This window comes from Achromobacter sp. RTa, from assembly GCF_000757485.1.
In the GTDB taxonomy this organism is placed as follows: Bacteria; Pseudomonadota; Gammaproteobacteria; order Burkholderiales; family Burkholderiaceae_B; genus Achromobacter.
In genome coordinates, this window is sequence record NZ_JPYO01000034.1 from 92,485 (window position 1) to 110,634 (window position 18,150).

General features: G+C 68.0%; 18 protein-coding genes. 5 read left to right on the forward strand and 13 right to left on the reverse strand.

Annotation, left to right across the window (positions count from 1 at the left end; translation table 11 throughout):
• Nucleotides 1-17: 17 nt before the first annotated feature.
• Nucleotides 18-446 carry an arsenate reductase (glutaredoxin) gene (gene arsC, locus JL37_RS12495; RefSeq protein ID WP_043544450.1) on the forward strand — a complete coding sequence of 143 codons (429 nt, stop codon included), beginning with the start codon at nt 18-20 and terminating at the stop codon, nt 444-446.
• Nucleotides 447-536: 90 nt separating this feature from the next.
• Entirely contained in the window at nt 537-1,142 is a 606-nt protein-coding gene (locus JL37_RS12500; RefSeq protein ID WP_043544451.1) for a phosphatase PAP2 family protein, read from the forward strand.
• A gap of 3 nt (nt 1,143-1,145) precedes the next feature.
• Here JL37_RS12500 and JL37_RS12505 read toward each other — a convergent pair whose 3' ends face one another.
• The 4 genes from JL37_RS12505 to JL37_RS12520 all read right to left on the reverse strand — a co-directional run bounded on the left by JL37_RS12505 (nt 1,146) and on the right by JL37_RS12520 (nt 5,167).
• Nucleotides 1,146-2,126 (reverse strand): tripartite tricarboxylate transporter substrate binding protein, encoded by a 981-nt coding sequence (locus JL37_RS12505; protein WP_043544452.1) that lies wholly within the window; start codon nt 2,124-2,126, stop codon nt 1,146-1,148.
• 89 nt (nt 2,127-2,215) lie between these two features.
• Nucleotides 2,216-3,301, reverse strand: a complete 1,086-nt coding sequence (locus JL37_RS12510) for a tartrate dehydrogenase (RefSeq protein WP_043544453.1) — start codon at nt 3,299-3,301, stop codon at nt 2,216-2,218.
• A gap of 200 nt (nt 3,302-3,501) precedes the next feature.
• The gene (locus tag JL37_RS12515; protein ID WP_043544454.1) at nt 3,502-4,467 is read right to left on the reverse strand and encodes a DUF3829 domain-containing protein; all 966 of its coding nucleotides are present in this window, start codon (nt 4,465-4,467) and stop codon (nt 3,502-3,504) included.
• A 145-nt stretch (nt 4,468-4,612) separates the two neighbouring features.
• Nucleotides 4,613-5,167: a methylated-DNA--[protein]-cysteine S-methyltransferase gene (locus JL37_RS12520; RefSeq protein ID WP_197064599.1), complete on the reverse strand. Its 555-nt coding sequence runs from the start codon at nt 5,165-5,167 to the stop codon at nt 4,613-4,615.
• Between the two features lie 147 nt (nt 5,168-5,314).
• Here JL37_RS12520 and JL37_RS12525 point away from each other — a divergent pair, with 147 nt between their 5' ends.
• Complete coding sequence (locus JL37_RS12525; protein WP_043544455.1) at nt 5,315-6,760, forward strand: AlkA N-terminal domain-containing protein; 1,446 nt, start codon at nt 5,315-5,317, stop codon at nt 6,758-6,760.
• A 13-nt stretch (nt 6,761-6,773) separates the two neighbouring features.
• Here JL37_RS12525 and JL37_RS12530 read toward each other — a convergent pair whose 3' ends face one another.
• The 9 genes from JL37_RS12530 to JL37_RS12570 all read right to left on the reverse strand — a co-directional run bounded on the left by JL37_RS12530 (nt 6,774) and on the right by JL37_RS12570 (nt 16,452).
• On the reverse strand, nt 6,774-7,679 hold the full coding sequence (locus JL37_RS12530) for a LysR family transcriptional regulator (protein WP_043544456.1): 906 nt from the start codon (nt 7,677-7,679) through the stop codon (nt 6,774-6,776).
• A 254-nt stretch (nt 7,680-7,933) separates the two neighbouring features.
• Nucleotides 7,934-8,416 (reverse strand): YajQ family cyclic di-GMP-binding protein, encoded by a 483-nt coding sequence (locus JL37_RS12535; RefSeq protein WP_043544457.1) that lies wholly within the window; start codon nt 8,414-8,416, stop codon nt 7,934-7,936.
• Nucleotides 8,417-8,485: 69 nt separating this feature from the next.
• Nucleotides 8,486-9,274, reverse strand: coding sequence for a heme ABC transporter ATP-binding protein (locus JL37_RS12540; RefSeq protein WP_043544458.1), 789 nt, complete (start codon nt 9,272-9,274; stop codon nt 8,486-8,488).
• On the reverse strand, nt 9,271-10,218 hold the full coding sequence (locus tag JL37_RS12545; protein WP_156124293.1) for an iron ABC transporter permease: 948 nt from the start codon (nt 10,216-10,218) through the stop codon (nt 9,271-9,273). The genes JL37_RS12540 and JL37_RS12545 overlap by 4 nt, the downstream gene beginning before the upstream one ends.
• A gap of 49 nt (nt 10,219-10,267) precedes the next feature.
• Nucleotides 10,268-11,101 carry a hemin ABC transporter substrate-binding protein gene (locus JL37_RS12550; protein ID WP_043544460.1) on the reverse strand — a complete coding sequence of 278 codons (834 nt, stop codon included), beginning with the start codon at nt 11,099-11,101 and terminating at the stop codon, nt 10,268-10,270.
• A gap of 10 nt (nt 11,102-11,111) precedes the next feature.
• Nucleotides 11,112-12,158, reverse strand: a complete 1,047-nt coding sequence (locus JL37_RS12555) for a hemin-degrading factor (protein WP_043544461.1) — start codon at nt 12,156-12,158, stop codon at nt 11,112-11,114.
• Nucleotides 12,159-12,221: 63 nt separating this feature from the next.
• Nucleotides 12,222-14,828 (reverse strand): TonB-dependent receptor, encoded by a 2,607-nt coding sequence (locus tag JL37_RS12560; protein WP_043544462.1) that lies wholly within the window; start codon nt 14,826-14,828, stop codon nt 12,222-12,224.
• A 122-nt stretch (nt 14,829-14,950) separates the two neighbouring features.
• Nucleotides 14,951-15,964, reverse strand: coding sequence for a FecR domain-containing protein (locus JL37_RS12565; protein WP_043544463.1), 1,014 nt, complete (start codon nt 15,962-15,964; stop codon nt 14,951-14,953).
• Entirely contained in the window at nt 15,943-16,452 is a 510-nt protein-coding gene (locus JL37_RS12570) for a sigma-70 family RNA polymerase sigma factor (protein WP_043544464.1), read from the reverse strand. The genes JL37_RS12565 and JL37_RS12570 overlap by 22 nt, the downstream gene beginning before the upstream one ends.
• 152 nt (nt 16,453-16,604) lie before the next feature.
• Here JL37_RS12570 and JL37_RS12575 point away from each other — a divergent pair, with 152 nt between their 5' ends.
• Entirely contained in the window at nt 16,605-17,072 is a 468-nt protein-coding gene (locus JL37_RS12575) for a CopD family protein (RefSeq protein ID WP_043544495.1), read from the forward strand.
• Nucleotides 17,073-17,214: 142 nt separating this feature from the next.
• Nucleotides 17,215-18,075, forward strand: coding sequence for a hypothetical protein (locus JL37_RS12580; protein ID WP_043544465.1), 861 nt, complete (start codon nt 17,215-17,217; stop codon nt 18,073-18,075).
• The last annotated feature ends 75 nt before the right edge of the window (nt 18,076-18,150 follow it).

The window sequence follows — 18,150 nt, forward strand, 5'->3', positions numbered from 1 at the left end:
CGGAAAGAGGAGCCTCCATGTCCGACGTAACCATCTATCACAACCCCAAGTGCGGCACCTCCCGCAATACCCTGGCCATGATCCGCAACGCCGGCATCGAGCCCGACGTGGTGCTCTACCTGGAAACGCCGCCATCGCGTGAGACGCTGAAGGCGCTGTTCAAGCGGGCCGGCATCGGCGTGCGCGACGCCCTGCGCGAAAAAGGGACGCCCTATCAGGAATTGGGACTGGACGACGCCTCCCTCTCCGATGACGCGCTGCTGGACGCCATCGAACAGCATCCCATCCTGCTGAACCGCCCCTTTGTTTCGACGCCGCTGGGCGCCCGCCTGTGCCGCCCCTCGGAGCTCGTGCTGGACATTCTTCCGGCCCCGCAGCAAGGCGCCTTCACCAAGGAAGACGGCGAGGCCGTGATCGACGCGCAAGGCAAACGCATCCAGAAGTAAAACCACGGGATTCGGCGCATTTTGTAAGCGGACTGACGGGAATCCTCATTACCATCGCGGCTGTTGTTTGTTACGCCGCGATGACGTGTCATGAATTTCCTGGAAAGCCTCAACCAGTCCCTTTTTCTCCTGGTCAATGCCGATCCCGGCTCGCCCGTATGGCGGATACACGCCGCCATGCTGGCGGCCAACAAGCTGATCCTGATCGTCCCCTGCGCCCTGGCGGCTGCCTGGCTGTGGGGCGGCGAAGCCCAGCGCAACCTGGCGCTGAAGGCGCTGGCCGGCATTGCGCTGGCCCTGTTCGCAAGCTACCTGTGCGGGGCGCTGTGGCCGCATCCCCGTCCGTTCGTCATCGGGCTGGGGCATGCCTTCTTCCCGCACGCCGCGACTTCGTCCTTCCCCAGCAACCACACCATCATCATCGCCACCCTGGGCTTCACGCTGATCTTCGACCGGCGCTGGGCCGGCCTGGGCTGGGCCGCCCTGGCGCTGGCCGTGCTGGTCGGCGCGTCCAGGGTCTACCTCGGCGTGCACTTCCCCCTGGACATCGCCGGCGGACTGGCGCTGGCGCCGCTTGCGGCGGGCGTCGCATTGCCGGTGTGGAGCCGCGCGGGCGCGCCGCTGACCGCGGCCGCCCAGGGACTGTATCGCAAGGTGCTGGCCCTGCCGATCGCGCGCGGCTGGATACGGGCGTGACGCTCAGTTGATGGCCACCTTGGCGTCTTTCACGAGCTTGGCGTAGTTCTCGGTGTCCGCGCCGATGCGGGCCTTCATTTCGGCTGGGCTGTCGCCGATGGGCACCGCGCCGATCTCCGCCATCCGGCGCGAGAAGTCCGGCGAACGGATGATCTTCACCATTTCCGCGTTCAGCCGATCGACCACGTCCTTGGGCGCGGCGGCCGGAGCCAGCACGCCGAACCACGTGCCCATGTCGAACGGCGTCAGGCCCGCTTCTTCCATCGTGGGCACGTCAGGCAGAGCCGCCGAGCGCTTGTTCGTGGTCACGGCCAGCGCGCGCAGCTTGCCGCTCTGGATGTGCGCCAGCACCGGCGTCACCGTGTCGAACGACATGTCGATCTGGCCGCCCAGCAGGTCGGTGGTCAGCGGGCCGCTGCCCTTGTAGGGCACGTGCAGCAATTTCACGTGGCCCTCTTTCTCGAACTGCGAGCCGATCAGGTGCTGGCCGGTGCCCATGCCATTCGATCCGTAGGTGAGCTTGCCGGGCGCGGCCCGCGCCATCGTCAGCAGCCCCTGCACGTCCTTGGCGTCCAGCTTGGGATTCACCACCAGCACATTGGGCACCAGGGCTACGGTGGTGACCGGCGCGAAGTCCTTCTGGAAATCGTAGTGCAGGCTCTTGTAGACGCTGGTCGCGATCGTATGGTGCACCGCGCCCATCAGCAGGGTATAGCCGTCGGGCGCCGCCTTGGCCACGTAGTCCGCGCCCAGCGTCGACCCCGCTCCGGGCTTGTTCTCCACCACCACCGGCTGGCCCAGGCTCTTGGCCAGTTCCTGTCCCAGCGCGCGGGCCAGGACGTCCGTGGTTCCTCCCGCCGGAAAGGGCACGACCAGGTTGATCGGCCGCGCGGGGTAGGACTGCGCAGACGCCCCGCCGGCGAATGAGAGGCTGAACAGGCAGGCGAGCGCCAAAGCGCGCGCGGAAACGGCTTTCTGATGCATGGTTGTCTCCTGGATACGAATGGACTTCGCTTCTTCTTCCGCCGCATCGCGGCGCGGGAGAGGGTCTGCGCCCTCGTCCCGCATCACTGCTAGGCTGCCTTGGCCGGCGCCAGCGCGGCCAGCTTCGCGCAAACCGCCTCCGTAACCTGTGCGGTGGTCGCGTTGCCGCCCAGGTCTGCTGTGTGCAGCGCGGGATCCGCGGTAACGCTTTCGATCGCCTGCATCAGCCGGGCCGCCGCCTGGGTTTCACCCAGGTGCTCCAGCAGCATGACCACCGACCAGAAGGTGCCCACCGGATTCGCCAGCCCCTTGCCCATGATGTCGAAAGCGGAGCCGTGGATCGGCTCGAACATGGATGGGTAGCGGCGCTCGGGATCGATGTTGCCGGTGGGCGCGATGCCCAGGCTGCCCGCCAGCGCCGCGGCAAGATCGCTCAGGATGTCGGCATGCAGGTTGGTGGCGACGATGGTGTCCAGCGACGCCGGGCGGTTCACCATCCGGGCCGTGGCGGCGTCGACCAACTCCTTGTCCCAGGCCACGTCGGGGAATTCGCGGCTGACCTGCAGCGCGATCTCGTCCCACATCACCATGGCATGGCGCTGCGCGTTGGATTTCGTGATCACCGTCAGCAGCTTGCGCGGCCGCGATTGAGCCAGCCTGAAGGCGAAGCGCAGGATGCGCTCCACGCCGGCGCGGGTCATGATGGACACGTCCGTCGCGGCTTCGATGGGGTGGCCCTGGTGCACCCGGCCGCCCACGCCCGAATACTCGCCTTCGGAGTTCTCGCGCACGATGACCCAGTTGAGCTGCTCCGGCCCGCAGCGCTTTAGCGGCGCGTCGATGCCGGGCAGGATGCGCGTGGGGCGCACGTTGGCGTATTGGTCGAAGCCCTGGCAGATCTTCAGCCGCAGGCCCCATAGCGTGATGTGGTCTGCGATGTGCGGGTCGCCGGCGGAGCCGAACAGGATCGCGTCCTTATCGCGCAGCGCGTCCAGCCCGTCGGCGGGCATCATCACGCCGTGCTTGCGGTAGTAGTCGCCGCCCCAGTCGAAATCCTGGAACTCGAACCGCAGGCCGCCCTGCCCCGCCAGCTCTTCCATGATCCGCCGCCCGGCGGGAATCACTTCCTTGCCGATGCCGTCGCCGGGGATGGTTGCGATGCGATAAGTCTTCATGTGCCGACAAGGCTCCTTGCTGGTGAGGGTATGTCGGCACTGTACCGAGGCGGTCGCTTCATGGCCGCAGCGGAACTCAAAACAACTTTTACCTGAAGTTGAAGATGGCGCGCATTCGCGCACGCAAAGAAAAGCGCCCGCGTGGGGCGCCGTTTCGAGCGGGAAGGCGGCCGGGCAAGGCCGCCGCCGGACTGCCGCGATCAGCAGCGGCCCACGTTCAGATTGGAAATCAGGTTGTTGAAGTCCTGCCGCAGGCTGGAGGCGTCGTCCACGATCGTGGGGCGCATCATCTTGAACGCGCCCGTGCGCGCCGCGTCTTCCTTGTAGCGGCCGCTGTTCGTGTTCTCCAGCACCTTGCGGCCCGAGGCCAGGAAGCTGTTGACCTGCATCATCGTGCCGCTGCAGCCCTTGGGATCGGCTTCGCGCGTCTTCTTGTCAAAGCCCAGCGCCATCTCATTCATCTTGTCCAGCTCTTGCTTGAAGGCGTCCTGATCGGCGCCCAGGCCCGTGCCGTCGAAAATGCCCGACGCCTTGTCCATGGTGGACTTACCGTAATAGACCAGGCCGGCGCGGTAGTACGCAACCGAGCCTTTCTCCGCCTTCTCGAAGGCTTCCTTGGTATTGGCCGTGTCCTTCACGGAGATGCCGCGATAGAAGGCGTTTTCCGCCTTGACGGCGTCGGTCAGCGCCGCGACGTAGGCGGGACTCTTTTCGCGCGCCAGCGCGCCGTCGTCCGACAGGAAGGTCTTGGCGGCGGAATAGTTCTGCAGTTCGTTGCTCAGCGGCGCCAGCTTGCCCAGCGCGTCCGAGAACTCCTTGGCGGGCGCGTCGATCTCGGGAATCGGCTGCTTCATCGCCAACGCCTTGTCGAGTTTTTCCTTGGTGCGCAGGATGGAGGAATCGTTGCTGATGACGAAATCCTTGATGGGCTTTCCTTCCTTCAGCTTCGGCACCACATAGGCCTGGTAGCGGTCCAGCGCCTCCTCGAAGGACGTGTTGATGCCGTTGGCGGCATCGACGTACTGGTTGTACTTGATGATCTCGGCCTGAGCAGTGGTCGGCTCGGCCGCCTTCGCATCCTTCTTGGCGCTATCGTCGCCGCACGCGGCGAGCGCCAGCGTGACGGCCAGAACGGCGGACATGCGCAAGGGGCGCGACATAAGCATTTTCATTTCCTGTTGCGGGTTGCTATGAGGGGACGCATGATATTCCTCCCATGTGCCTGACTCGCTACAAATTCATTCAACCCTGTCACAAGAATTTTCCATACGCGACCGACTGCGAACGATGCGCCCGCCGTCGCCAGGCGGATCACGCTTCCGCGGCGCCTGCAATGCGCCGCGCGCGCCAACGCTCCTCGTGATCCAGCAGCCAGCGCTTGCGATGCAGCCCGCCCCCATAGCCGGTGAGGGAGGCGTTGGCGCCCACCACGCGATGGCAGGGCACGACGATGCCGATGGGATTGGCGCCGTTGGCCAGCCCCACCGCGCGCACCGCCGTGGGACGCGCGATGCGGTCCGCAAGCACGCCATACGTGATGGGCTCGCCCCCCGCGATGCCTCGCAGCGCCCGCCATACCTGGCGCTGGAAATCGGTGCCCCCCGTGGCCACCTCCAGGGTGTCGATCTCATGGACCGCGCCCTCGAAATAAGCCTCGAGCGCGAGCCGCGCGGGCGAGGCCTGCGAGGCGTCGCGCAGCTCTATGTCCTGCTTGCGGTATTGCGTGCGCAGCAGCCTGTGCATGCGCGCCTCGAAATCCTGCCAATCCACGGCGCGCAGGCGCTGCCGATCGTCGCTCAGGATCAGCATCTGGCCGATGGGCGTGGGCGCCCGCTCCAGGAAGAATATCTGGGTTTGAATGGACATGGCGAGGGCTCCGGCTGTGACATGGACCTGCGAAATATAGACCCGGCCGCCGTGCGCCGCTGGCGGTTTTCGGACAGGAATGCGCCCGGCACAACATGGTCCGAAAACCGCTAGATTCCTAGAACCCGCCGGCGTTAGCATCCACCCATGGACCTGAACCACGACGCCTGCTACAGCGCCATCCAAGTGCGCGACGCCCGTTACGACGGCCGCTTCTTCACTGCCGTCAAGACCACGCGCATCTATTGCCGCCCGGTCTGCCCGGCGCGCACGCCGCTATCGAAGAACGTCACGTTCTACGCCACGGCGGCCGCGGCTCAAGAAGCGGGCTACCACCCCTGTCTGCGTTGCCGGCCCGAAACCGCCCCGGAACTGGGACCCGGGCACGAGCTGCCCGACAGTGTGTCGCGTGCGCTGCAATTGATCGAACTGGGCGCGCTGGACGAAGACGGCGTGGACTCGCTGGCACAGCGCCTGGGCGTGGGCGAACGCCAATTGCGGCGCCAGTTCCGCCAGCACCTGGGCGCCTCGCCCGTGGCCGTCGCCCAGACGCGGCGCGTGCTGCTCGCCAAGCAGCTGATCCATGAAAGCCGCCTGCCCATGGCCGAAATCGCCTTCGCGTCGGGCTTCGGCAGCATCCGCCGCTTCAACGAGATATTCCACGACCTGTTCGGGCGCGCGCCGGGCGAACTGCGCCGCTCCGCGAAACCAGAAGTGTCTGCCCAGCAGGAGGGGGAGATCAAGCTGCTACTGCGCTACCGTCCGCCCTACGATTGGAACGCCATGCTGGACTTCCTCCGGCTGCGGGCCATTCCCGGCATCGAACAGGTCACGGACGACACCTATGCGCGCACGATCTGCCTGGACGGCCATCAGGGTACCGTGACCGTGCGGCCGGGTGCCGGCGACGCGCTGCAGGCCATCGTGCGCTTTCCGCGGCTGCAGGCCCTGCCCGCCATCATCGCCCGCCTGCGCCGCGTGTTCGACCTGGCCAGCGACCCGGTCGCCATTGCCGCACAGTTTTCCAGCGATCCGGTCCTGACATCGCTGATCCAGGCCAGGCCGGGGCTGCGCGTGCCGGGCGCATGGGACGGTTTCGAGCTGGCGATGCGCGCGGTGCTGGGCCAGCAGATCACCGTTGCCGCCGCGATCCGCCTGGCCGGCAAGCTGGTCGCCGCGCATGGCGCTCCCATGGCGCAACCCGACGGCGGCCTGACGCATGTATTTCCCCTGGCCGAAGCCGTCGCCGGCGCGGAGCTGGCTTCCCTGGGCATGCCGCGCAGCCGCGCCGCGGCCCTGTCGGCGGTGGCCGCCGCAGCGGTCGCCGACAAGCATCTGTTCGACGCCGGCAGCGGGCTTGCCGAGTCGGTCCTGCGCCTGCGCGCGATCCGCGGCATCGGGGAATGGACGGCGCAGTACATCGCCCTGCGCCAATTGCGCGAGCCGGATGCCTTCCCGTCGGCCGATATCGGATTGATCCGCGCGCTGGAGCGCCTGGAGTCCCGCGAGTACACGCCCGCTCAATTGCTGGCCCGCGCCGAGGCCTGGCGGCCCTGGCGCGCCTATGCCGCGCAGCACCTGTGGGCGGCCTGAGCCGGGCCGCCGTTCACCACTGGCTTTCCGCCCCCTTCTGGAAGTATCCGACGAGGAAATCGACGAACACGCGCACCTTGATGGACAGGTGGTGCCGTTCCGGAAAGACGGCGTAGATGTCGGCCTGCGGCAAGGCGTAGTCCTCCAGCACGCGCACCAGCCGGCCGCTGCGCAGATAGCGCGCCAGGTCCCACTCGGCGCGCTGCAGGATGCCCAGGCCCGCCAGCCCCCAGGTCAGCGTGACCTCGCCGTCGTTGCTGCTGAGACTGCCCCGCACCTTCACGGTTTCGCTGCGGCGTCCCTTGGTGAAGCGCCACAGCCCGTAGGCCGCCTCGTTCTGCCGAAGCACGATGCATTGGTGGCGGGCCAGGTCGTGCGGCGCGGCCGGCACGCCATGCGCCTTCAGGTAGCCCGGCGAGGCGCAGACCAGGCGCCGGTTGGGCGCGATCTTGCGGGCGATCAGGCGCGTGTCCGGCAAATCGCCAAAGCGCACCGCCACGTCGAAGGCGTCCTGCACGAAATCCGCCGGGCTGTCGGTCAGCTGCAATTGCAGCGATACCTCCGGGTACTTCTGGGCGAATTCCGCGATGGCGGGCGCGATGTAGCTGCGGCCGAATCCCAGCGGAGCGTTGACCTTCAAGAGGCCCCGAGGGCTGGCCTGGCGGCTGGCGATCAGCTGGTCCAGGTCCTCGATTTCGTCCAGGATGCGGCGGGCGTTCTCCAGGTAGACCTCGCCTTCGGCGGTAAGGCTCAGCCGCCGGGTGCTGCGGTTGACCAGCCGCACGCCCAGGCGCGCCTCGATCTGGGCCAGCCGCTTGCTGACCGCCGCCGGCGTAACGCCCAGTTCCCGCGCCGCCGCGGACATGCCGCCGGCGCGCGCCAGCTCGACGATCAGCAGGAGTTCATTGGAATGTCCCATCGATGAAAAACCCGCCCGTGTCAAAGGTGCCTGACGCCTGAATGGCCCTTGTGTCTGACACCCGGGGAGATCCGCTTTGGCGCGTAACGGCGTCTCGTAAGGGTGTCAGACACTGATCCCGGTAACGGCGTCTCGTAGGGGTGTCAGACACTGCTCCTTTGCTTGTGTCTGACACCCCTACGAGACGACCTTCGAGATGCCAGACCGCCACACGGGTGTCAGACACTGCCTCATCCCTGCCCCGCCTACCGCCCTCAATCGCGGAAATTCTCGAACTGCAGGGGCAGGTCCACGTCGGTTTTCTTCAGCAGCGCGATGGCCGCCTGCAGGTCGTCGCGCTTCTTGCCGCTGATGCGCAGCTTGTCGCCGTTGATCTGCGATTCCACCTTGAGCTTGGCGTTCTTGATGGCGGCGATGAGCTTCTTGGCCACCGGCTGCTCGATGCCCTGCTTGATGGTGACCTTCTGGCGCGCGCCGCCCAGGTTCTCCAGGGGGTCGGCCACGTCCAGGCAGCGCACATCGATGCCGCGGGCCGACAGGCGGCCGCGCAGGATGTCCAGCATCTGCTTGAGCTGGAATACGCTGGACGCGACCTGCGTCACGACAAAGCCTTCCAGTTCGAACTTGGCGTCGGTGCCCTTGAAGTCGAAGCGGGTGGACAGTTCGCGGTTGGCCTGGTCGACGGCGTTGGTGAGTTCGTGTTTGTCGACTTCGGAGACGACGTCAAAAGTAGGCATGACACGGAGTCCTGTGCAATGGTGGGTGAAAAATTCGTTCCCGCCATTTTACCGGCGCCGCGCTCCGCGTCACGCCATGACCACCAGCAGCCGCCCCGCCTGCAGCGGATGGGCGATGACCTGCGCATCGATTCCATACGCCAGGTACAGATTGGCGGGCGTCAGCACCTCTGCGGGCGTGCCCGCGGCGATGGCTCTTCCCCCGCACAGCAGCAACAGGCGGTCGCACCAGCGCGCGGCCAGGTTCATGTCGTGCAGGATGACCAGTACGCCGGTATCGCCCGCGTGCGCCAGCTCCGCCGCCGTGCGCAGCAGATCGCGCTGGTGCTTGGGGTCCAGGCTGGCGGTGGGTTCGTCCAGCAGCAGGTAGCGCGGCTCGCCCGGGGCGCGCGCGGCGTTGCATTGCACCAGCACGCGGGCGAACTGCACGCGCTGCTGCTCGCCGCCCGACAACTCGGGATAGCGCCGGGCGCGCAGGTGGGTCACGTCGGCCTGGCCCAGCGCCTGCTGCACCAGGCCGTCCACGGCGGCCGGGGATAGCTCCGGGAACGGATAGGCGCCCATCGCCACCACTTCGCGCACGTCCAGGTCGAAAGTGAGCCCGGGTTTCTGAGGCAACACCGCGCGGCGCCGCGCCTGCTCTCGATGCGGCAGCTGCGCCAAATCGGTACCCCCCAGCCTCACGCGGCCGCCATCGGGCGCCAATTCGGACGACAGCGCGCCCAGCAGCGTGGACTTGCCCGCGCCGTTGGCGCCCAGCAGGCCCACCACCTCCCCGGGGCGCAGCGCCAGCGACACCTGTTCCAGGATGCGGTTGCCCCCGCGCGCCAATGTCAGGCTCTCGGCGGCCAGCATCATCCATGCCTCCGTCCGCGGGCCAGCAACCATAGGAAAAACGGCCCTCCCACCAGGCTGGTGACCAGCCCGATCGGCAGCTCGGCCGGAACGACCGCGACCCGCGACAGCCAGTCCGCCAGCGCCAGGGCGAGCGCGCCGCCCAACACGCAGGCGGGCAACAGCCAGCGGTGGTTCGCGCCCAGCGTCATGCGCACCAGGTGCGGCACCACCAGGCCCACGAAGGCAATCCCGCCCGTGGCCGCCACCAGCGGGCCGACAATGAGGGCGCACGCCAGCACCAGCCTGGCCCGCACGCGCTTGAGCGCATAGCCCAGGTGCTGCGCCTCGCGCTCGCCCAGCAGCAAGGCGTTCATCACGCGCCATTGGCCCATGAGCCACAACGACACCAACAAGGTCCACGGCCCCAGGAACGCCAGCAGCGCCCAGTTCGCGCCCGCCAGGCTGCCCATGCTCCAGAACGTCAGGTCGCGCAGCTGGGCGTCGTTGGCGACGAAAGTGAACAGGCCGATCATGGCGCCGGCCACCGCGTTGATCGCGATGCCGGCCAGCAGCAGGCCGGCCACGCCCGGCACCCGTCGGCCGAGGGCATAGGCGCAGAAGGTCGCGAGCAGGCTGCCGGCGAAGGCCGCGGGCGCCAGGATCCAGAAGCCGCCCGAAGTCAGGACGATGGCGCCGACCGCGCCCAGCGCGCCTCCGGCAGAAATGCCGATCAGGCCCGGCTCCGCCAGGGGGTTGCGGAACAGGGCCTGCATGGATGCGCCGGAAATGGCCAGCGCCGCGCCCGCGACCAGCGCGAACAGCACGCGCGGCAGGCGGATGTCGATCAGCACGTTGCGCCAGAGTTCGCTGCCGGGTTCCGGGGTTCCCCACAGCAGCGAGGGCAGCTCGCGCAGCGGAATCCGGACCGCGCCGCTGCTGCTGGCGGCCAGCGCCACGGCGACCACCGCCACGCCCAGCAACAGCAAGGCCAGCGGCGGCCTCACGCGCCCGGCGCTAGCGCGCCATCGCACCGGCGGCCTCGCGCTTGAGTTCGGTCAGCGCCTGCGGCAGCCGCGGGCCCATGCCCAGCAACAGCAGATCGTCCATGACGATGACGCGCTTGCGGGCGGCGGCGGGCGCGGACGCGATGCCCGGCATGGCCAGCAGTTTCTCCGTTCCGCCGCTGGCTTCGAGCGAAGTCTTCGTCACCACGATCACCTCCGGCGCCAGCGCGCTGACGGCCTCGGCGGAGACCGGCTTGTAGCCCTGCTGGTCCTTGAGCACGTTGACCAGGCCTGCCATCGTCATCACTTCATTGGCGGCGGTGCCGCGCCCGGCGCCCTGCAGGGCGCCGGTGCGGTTGATCAGCAGAATGGCGCGCGCATGGGTGACCGGGATCGCCTCGACCTTCTTGAGATCGCGCTCGATCCCTTCCACCAGGCGCTCGCCCTCGGCCGCCGCGCCCAGGGCCTCGGCAATGTTGCGGATGCGCGCCTTGAGCGAATCGACGGATGGCGAATCCGGCACCGTCACCACCCGCACTCCGACCTCGCCCAGGCGTTTGAGCGCGTCGGGAGGGCCGGCCTGTTCGGACGCCAGCACCAGGTCGGGCTTCAGCGCCAGGACACCCTCAACCGGCACCGAGCGGTAATAGCCGATGCGCGGCAGCTTGGTCGCCGCCTCGGGATAGAGGCTGGAAAGGTCGTCCCCCACCAGGCGCTCGCCCTGGCCGAGCCGATAGACGATCTCGGTCACGCTGCCCCCCAGCGTCACCACCCGCTCGGGCGGCGCCGCGTGCGCGGCCGCGGCCAGCGCCCACCCGAATGCCACTGCCAACCATGTCTTCATCGCGTCGTCCTCAGGCGGCCAGCGGCACGCTGCACAGGCTGGCCATCAGTTCGCGCCACTGCGCCAGTTCCGGCTTGCCGGGCTTGCGTTCGCCGAAGAACTGCGCGATCAGGTCGCCGGTGGAGGAGTAGAGCTCCAGCGACGTGACCCAGCCGTCGGAAGTGGGCTTGTTCACCACCCAGGCCGACGCGATGGCCGTGGTATCCAGGTGCAGGTTGAACTTCGGGTCCAGCACGTTGTACCAGGGGCCCGTGCGGCGCAATTGCCGTACCGGGCCGGTATGGATCTGGATCATGCCGCGGTTGCCAACGAAGCACATGATGGACAGGCCCGATTGCGCCGCGGACTCCAGCATGCGTTCGACGGATTCCGCGGGCACCGGCTGCGCCAGGTCGTCGCCCGCGGCGGCCAGCGCCGCCAGCCGGGACACCTTGAACTTACGCAGCAGCGGGAAGAATTCGTGGGTGTCCTGCATGGCCAGCCAGGCTTCGCGCCACTGGGCGCTGTCCTCGACGCGGTCCGCGTCGGCTGCCGGAGCATAGGGCGCGGTCTCGGGCCATACGGCCTCGCCCGCGAACTTCGCCACCAGCGCGTCGTAGGCGGCGGCGTCGGTCGCGTCGGTACGGTAGACCTTGTGCACGGCCACGCCCGCGCCGTCGAAGAACTGCAGGCTGTGGCGGCCGTCCTGCTCGACGGCCCAGGCCGACTTCCATGCGGTGAAGAACACGCGCAGGTCGATGTCCGGCCCCAGCACCAGGCCCACGGGCCCTTCGGCCTGGATGTCTTCATACACGCCATGGCGCTCGTGCACACACCAGTCGTTGCGCGTGAGCGCCATGACTTCGCCCAGCGTGCCGAGCTCGCGGAAGATTTCCTGCGGCGTGCCTCGCAGGGCGGTGGCCTTCACGCCGCCGCAGCCCGCCGCCACCCACTCGGCTTCGGACACGCCCAGCGCCTGCGCAAGGTTGCGGGCGCGCAGCCCGGGTTGCGAGGCGGCCAGCGCCTCGTTGCGGGCGCGCAGCGCTTGCGCGCGGGACGAGAAATCGGTGTTGCTCATGGTGGGCCCTCCGGCCATTGAAACAGTTTGCGAAAGCCGCCGCCGGCCGGCGGCGGCGCGGGTTCAATACTGGTATGTCAGTGAGACGCGGACGCTGCGCCCCGGTTCCGTGTACCAATCGACTGGACGCGGAATTGCGGTCGTGCCGGCGGTGGGTACATTGATGGCCTCCCAGTATTTCTTGTCGAACAGGTTGAAAACGCCTGCCTGCACCTGCAGCCCCTTCACGGCCGCAGGACGCCAATAACCCATCAGGTCGACCACGCCATAGCCCGGCGCCTGGAAATCCGGGTTGGGTTCATCGGGATACTCGACCTTGTTGCGCCGCAGCGCGGTGGTCAGCATCGCGTCCACGCCCCATGCGTCGCGGCTGTAGCCCACCCCCAGCACTGCTTTCAGCGGCGCCACGGAGTTCAGGTACTGCCCCGTGCCTTCGTCCTTGCCCACGGCCCAGGCCAGCGAGCCCCAGGTGCGCCAGCCCGGCGAGAACTTCCAGTGCGCGCTGGCCTCCGCGCCGTAGATGCGCACCTTGGCCCGGTTCACATTCCCGGTTACGCCCAAAGGATACTGGCCTTCCCACTCAGGCTGCCACTGCGGCGAGCCCGCGTCCACCGAGACGTCCCCATCGATGAAGTTCTGATAGCGGTTGTCGAAGAACGATACCGCGCCGCCCAGCTCGTCCGATCCCAGCTTGGCGCCCAGTTCCCAGCCCTTGCTGGTCTCGGGCTTCAGGTATGGATTGCCCACGCGCAGGTAGGTGCCGGGGCCGCCGTAGTTGGTGTAGAGCTGCGTCGGGCTGGGCGCCTTGAAGCCGTATGCGTACTGGGCATAGAAACTCAGGTCGTCCCGCGCCTTCCAAGTGGCCAGCACCTTGGGCGAGAAGCGGCTGCCGCTATTGGACGGCGGCAGCGCGCCCGCGTTCGGATTGCTCTCGTAGCCGGGCGTGGACTGAGGCTTCTGTTCGTAGTGGTCGTAGCGCAGGGCCGGCATGACCGTATAGCGGCCGTCGGCGAAGCTGAATTCGTCCTGCACCCACAGGGCCCACTGGCTGCCCTTCGATTGCGGCACATCGGCCTGGTTGGTGTGCAGCATGTCGCACGGACGCGGGCCGAACAGCGCGGGCATGCCCGGCCGGATCACGGGGCAGTTGTCGTAGCCGCTAGAATTCTGCTCGGTCTTGTTGCCGTACCACTCGCCGCCGAACGTCCACAACTGCGACACGGCCGCGCCCCCCAGGCGCTTGGTCAGTTCCGTGTTCACGCCGAACAACGTTTGCTGGATCGAATTGCTGCGGCCATAGGGGCCGCTGGGAAAGCCATAGCGGAAGGGATCCCCGGGGATGATGTAGGCGCGGGAATCGACGCCGCGGGTGCCGCTCTGCGAATTGTCGAGCCGCAGGCGCTGCCAATAGACGACGGCGGTGGCCGTATCGATGAGGCCGCCCTCGCCGGGCGCCTTGTACGAGTAGTCGAACGACACGCGCTCGCGCTCGGTTTCCTTGCGCGTGCCGTTTTCGCCATAGAGATAGCTGGTGCCGGCGCCCTGCTCGAACATGCTGTCGATGTCGGCGTTGCGCTTGAAGTATTCGCCCGTCAGCCCGAAGCGGTGGCCGCCTTCGACGCGCTGCTGCAGTTTCAGCAGGAAGCTGCGCTGGTCGTAGTCCTCGGGGCTGGGCTCGCTGCGCGCCGGGCCGTAGCCGCCGACATCGCCCCGGTTGTCCAGCGCATGGCCGTTGCGCAGCCCCGCCTGCACCAGCCAGAACGTGTTGTTGCGGACCTGGCCCGCCAGCGCCGCATTGGCGCCCCAGCTGCTGTCGGCCGAATCGTAGTCCGTCTTGGCCAGCGCGCCGAAGGTCCTGCCGTCGCCGAGCAGGTCCGACGGCTCCAGCGTGTACAGGTCGGCGATGCCGGAGATCGCCCCCGAGCCGCCGCCGCTGGCGTCCGCGCCGCGCACGATGTCCAGCCTCGACAGGCTGTTGAAATCCACGGCTTCCAATCCGCCCTTCACGCCGCGCGCGCCGTCGTCCAGCCATGGCAGGCGGATGCCGTCCACGCGCGTCAGCACGCGGTCCTGATCCAGGCCGCGTATGTTGATGCTGTTGTTCTGCCGGTTGAAGCTCACGCCGGGCTCGGCCCGCTTGCCCAGGTCGCTCCAGTTCCGGATCTGCAGATCGTCCAGGCGCTTGCGGTCGGTGGTGGTCTCCCAGGCGGGCGTGGTGACCGCGCCATCGCCCTCCACCTTGACGGGCGCAAGCTGCATCACACCGGCGGGCGCCCGCGCCTCCAGGACGAAGACCCGGGCGCTGCGTTCCCGCACGCCCAATCCACTGCCCTCCAGCAAGCGCGAAAAGCCGTCATTCACGGAATAGACTCCTTCGAGCCCCGCCGTGCGGCGCTGCCCCACCAGCGCGGCGTCGAACAGCACCGTCACGCCCGCGCTGTCCGCGAAGCGCGGCAACGCCTCGGCCAGCGGGCCGGCGGGAATGCGATAGCTGCGGGCCTGCGCCTGCTCCGAGGCCTGGGCCCAGGCGCCCGACGCCGGCAGCGCCACGCCCGCGAGGGCGGTGAGTGCAAGCGCCGCATGCACGGAGGCGGCAAGTCGGGTCAGCAGGCATTGCGCGCCTCGGGCTGGTCGGGAGCCGCTTGCGCGGCCGGCGGGAAGGTAAGCCATGGTCGTCCTTTCGATCCAAAAGGTGTCGGCATTCGTTTGCCTATACAGACCATGACCCGCGTGAATTCCAAATCGGACAGCTTTGACAAAGAAATTTCCGATACGGCCGTTTCCGGCCGTGTTCAGGCATCGGCCGTGGCGCGCGGCCCGATGGTCACCCAGTACGGCGTGCGGTAGCGCACCTGCACCGGCAAGGTCGCCGGCAAGGCGGCCAGGACCGCGTCGGTGTCGCGCAGCTGGAAAGCGCCCGAGATCCTCAGGTGCGCCACCGCCGGATCGCAGCGCAGGATGCCCGGCCGGTAGCGGTCGAGTTCGGCGGCGAACGCGTCCAGGCGCATGCGGCTGGCGTACAGCACGCCGCGCAGCCAGTCGCTGGCATGCGGGTCCGCGGGAGACGGCGGCGAAACGCCCGCTTGCGTAAGGCTGCCCTGCTCTCCGGCCGACAGGCCGAGGGCGTTGCCCGGGCTCGCCATGCTGCTTATCCGGACCCGCCCCTCCTGCACGCTGACACGGCAGGACGCTCCGTCTTGCCGCACGCAGAATCGCGAGGCCTGGGCCTCGATATCGCCCAGGCGCGTGCGCACCACGAACGGCCTGGGATGCGCGGCGGTGTCAGGCACGGCGTGCACCGCGATCTCTCCGGAGCGCAGCCGCAGCATGCGGGTGGTGGCGCTGAACATCACGTCCACTGCGCTGCCCGTGTTCATGTGCAGCGTGGAACCGTCGGCCAGCGCCACGTCGCGGCGTTCGCCCGCCGCGCTGCGGTAGTCGGCGCTCCAGTCAAGGGGATCGGCGCGCCAGGCGGCCCAGGCCGCCGGGCCGGCCGCCACCAGGGCCGCCAGCGTCTTCAGCGCGGCGCGGCGGCTCTTGAGCGCCGGCCGGTTCAGGGTAGCCATGCCCAGCGCCGGCGGGATCAACCCGAAGCGTTCATTCACGCGTTGCGCGCGCTGCCAGGCATGTTCGTGTTCGGTCTTGCTGGCGCGCCATTGGTCGCAAGCGCGCCGGTCGGCTTCGGTGGCGCGGCCCGAACTCAGGCGCAGCAGCCAGCGGGCGGCTTCGCGCGCCACGCTGCGGTCCACGGCGGGCAGCTCGGCGCCGGCGTCGGGCGCGGCGCTCAGATCGCCGCCATGATGCATTGTTCGAATCCCCTGGCGATGTAGCGGTGCACGGAACGCAGCGATACGTTGAGCCTGGCCGCGATCTCGCCATGGCTCAAGCCTTCGAGCTGCGCCATCAGGAAAGCCTGGCGCGCGGGCAGCGGCAGCCCCGCCAGCATCTCGTCGATTTCCTGCAGCGCTTCGAGAATGATCAGGCGCTGCTCGGCAGACGGAGCCAGCTGTTCCGGCATCAAGGCCAGGGCCTCGAGGTAGGCCTGCTCTACCGACCGGCGGCGGTGGTGGTTCATGAGCAGGCGCTTGGCGATCGTGGTGAGATAGGCGCGCGGCTCGCGCAGCGCATCCAGCTCATGGCGGTGCCGCAGCACCCGCACGAAGGTGTCCTGGGCCAGGTCGGCCGCGTCGAACGTGTTCCCCAGCTTGGCGCGCAGCCAGCCATGCAGCCATCCATGGTGCGCGCGATACAGGAGATGGACGGCGTCGCTCGAGGCGAGCACGGGATTCGGCACGAAAAGCTCCCTGGACTTTTTACTAAATAAAAATCAATCTCATTCTAAATGCAAAACCATGATCCAGGTCAAGTCCGTCCGCCGCGCGTGACGGCGATATGATGCGGACAGGCTGGGCCGCGCCCGGCGGCCCTACTCCAGAGGCGGTTCCCCTGCTCTACAGCGCGCTCAAATTCGTCCACCTCATGGCCGTGATCCTCTGGGTCGGCGGCATGCTGTTCGCCCACTGTTTCCTGCGCCCCGCCGCGGCCCGGCTGGAACCGCCGGTCCGCCTGCGTCTCATGGCGTCGGTGCTGGGCCCATTCCTGAACGCCGTGCTGGCGGCCATCGTGCTCATCCTGCTGTCGGGCGCGGCGATGATCGGCCAGGAAGCCTCGCAGGCCGCGCAGACCGGCGGCGCCTTCTTCATGCCGCGCAGCTGGACCCTCATGGCCGCCGGCGGCATCGTCATGATGGCGATCTACGCCTACATCCGCTTCGTTCTCTACCCGCGGCTGAACGCTGCAGTCGTGAATTCCGACTGGCCCGCGGGCGGCCAGGCCATGGGCGGCGTTCGCCGCTGGGTGGGCGTAAACCTGCTGCTGGGCATCGCCATCGTCGCCATCGTCTTTCTGGCGTAGGCGGATATCGGCCGGCGCCGGCCTGCCATCGGGCATGCGGCGGCTGGTATCGGGATTCTTTTGCCTGGTGCAATACGCCGTACATCCGCGGCCTCCACACTGCGGATGACTATCGCGGGCCTCCACAACAAAAGGAATCTCCATGATCAAGCGCGTCTTCCGACTGGCCGCCCTCGGCCTGTTCGCCTCTTCGTTCGCCGCGCAGGCCGCGGCGCCCATCGACAACAGCGCGCTGGAACAGCCTGGATTCCGCGAGCACAAAGCCACCTACGGCGTGGTCTACCGGCTGCCCCAGGAAGTCAATGCCGTGCTGGACGCCAGGATCAACGGCACGCTCAAGGCCGACCTGCTCAAGCTGGGCCTGAAGGCCGAAGCCGAAACGCCCAACATGCCGCACGTGACGGTCGTGCACATCCATAGCGCCGATCCCGCGACTCCCGCCCGGATGCTGAAGGCGCTGCCCAAGCCGCCGGCCCCGCTGCAGGTCACCTTGAAGAACTTCTATCCCACCGAGGCCGCCAAGGGCGCGGGCCATCCCTGGTGGCTGGACCTGGGCGTGGTCAAGAGCGGCCAGGGCTTCGAGGACATGATGCGCTACAACACCGTGGCCACAGCGGCCCTGGCGCCCTTGCGCGACGGTCCGCTGCCGCGCGTGACCGGCCCCGTCTACGCGAAGATGGGAGACGCGGGCAAGGACCTGGTCCGCACCCAGGGCGTAAGCGGCGTGAATATCGTGCAGGACGGCAAGGAAGTGCGCGCGCACAATCCGCACACTACCCTGGTCTACAGCATGACGCCCTACGACGCGCGCCTGCAGGACGCCATGAAGCAGGAAGCGGAAAAGTTCAACGCCGTGCTGCCCGAGGGCATCGCCGCCAACTTCAAGGACGTGTCCATCGTCGAGATCGGCTTCGCCGGCAACGTGGTTCGCGAGATCTACCGCATCAGCCTGGAAGACGGCTCGGTGCTCGACGTTGCCACTGGCAAGAAGGCCGGGACCTGAACCGCAGGGGCGGCCGGGCAACGCTACCGAGTGCTGCCATTTCATGGCAGCATTACATGATCGCCAGCCCTCCGC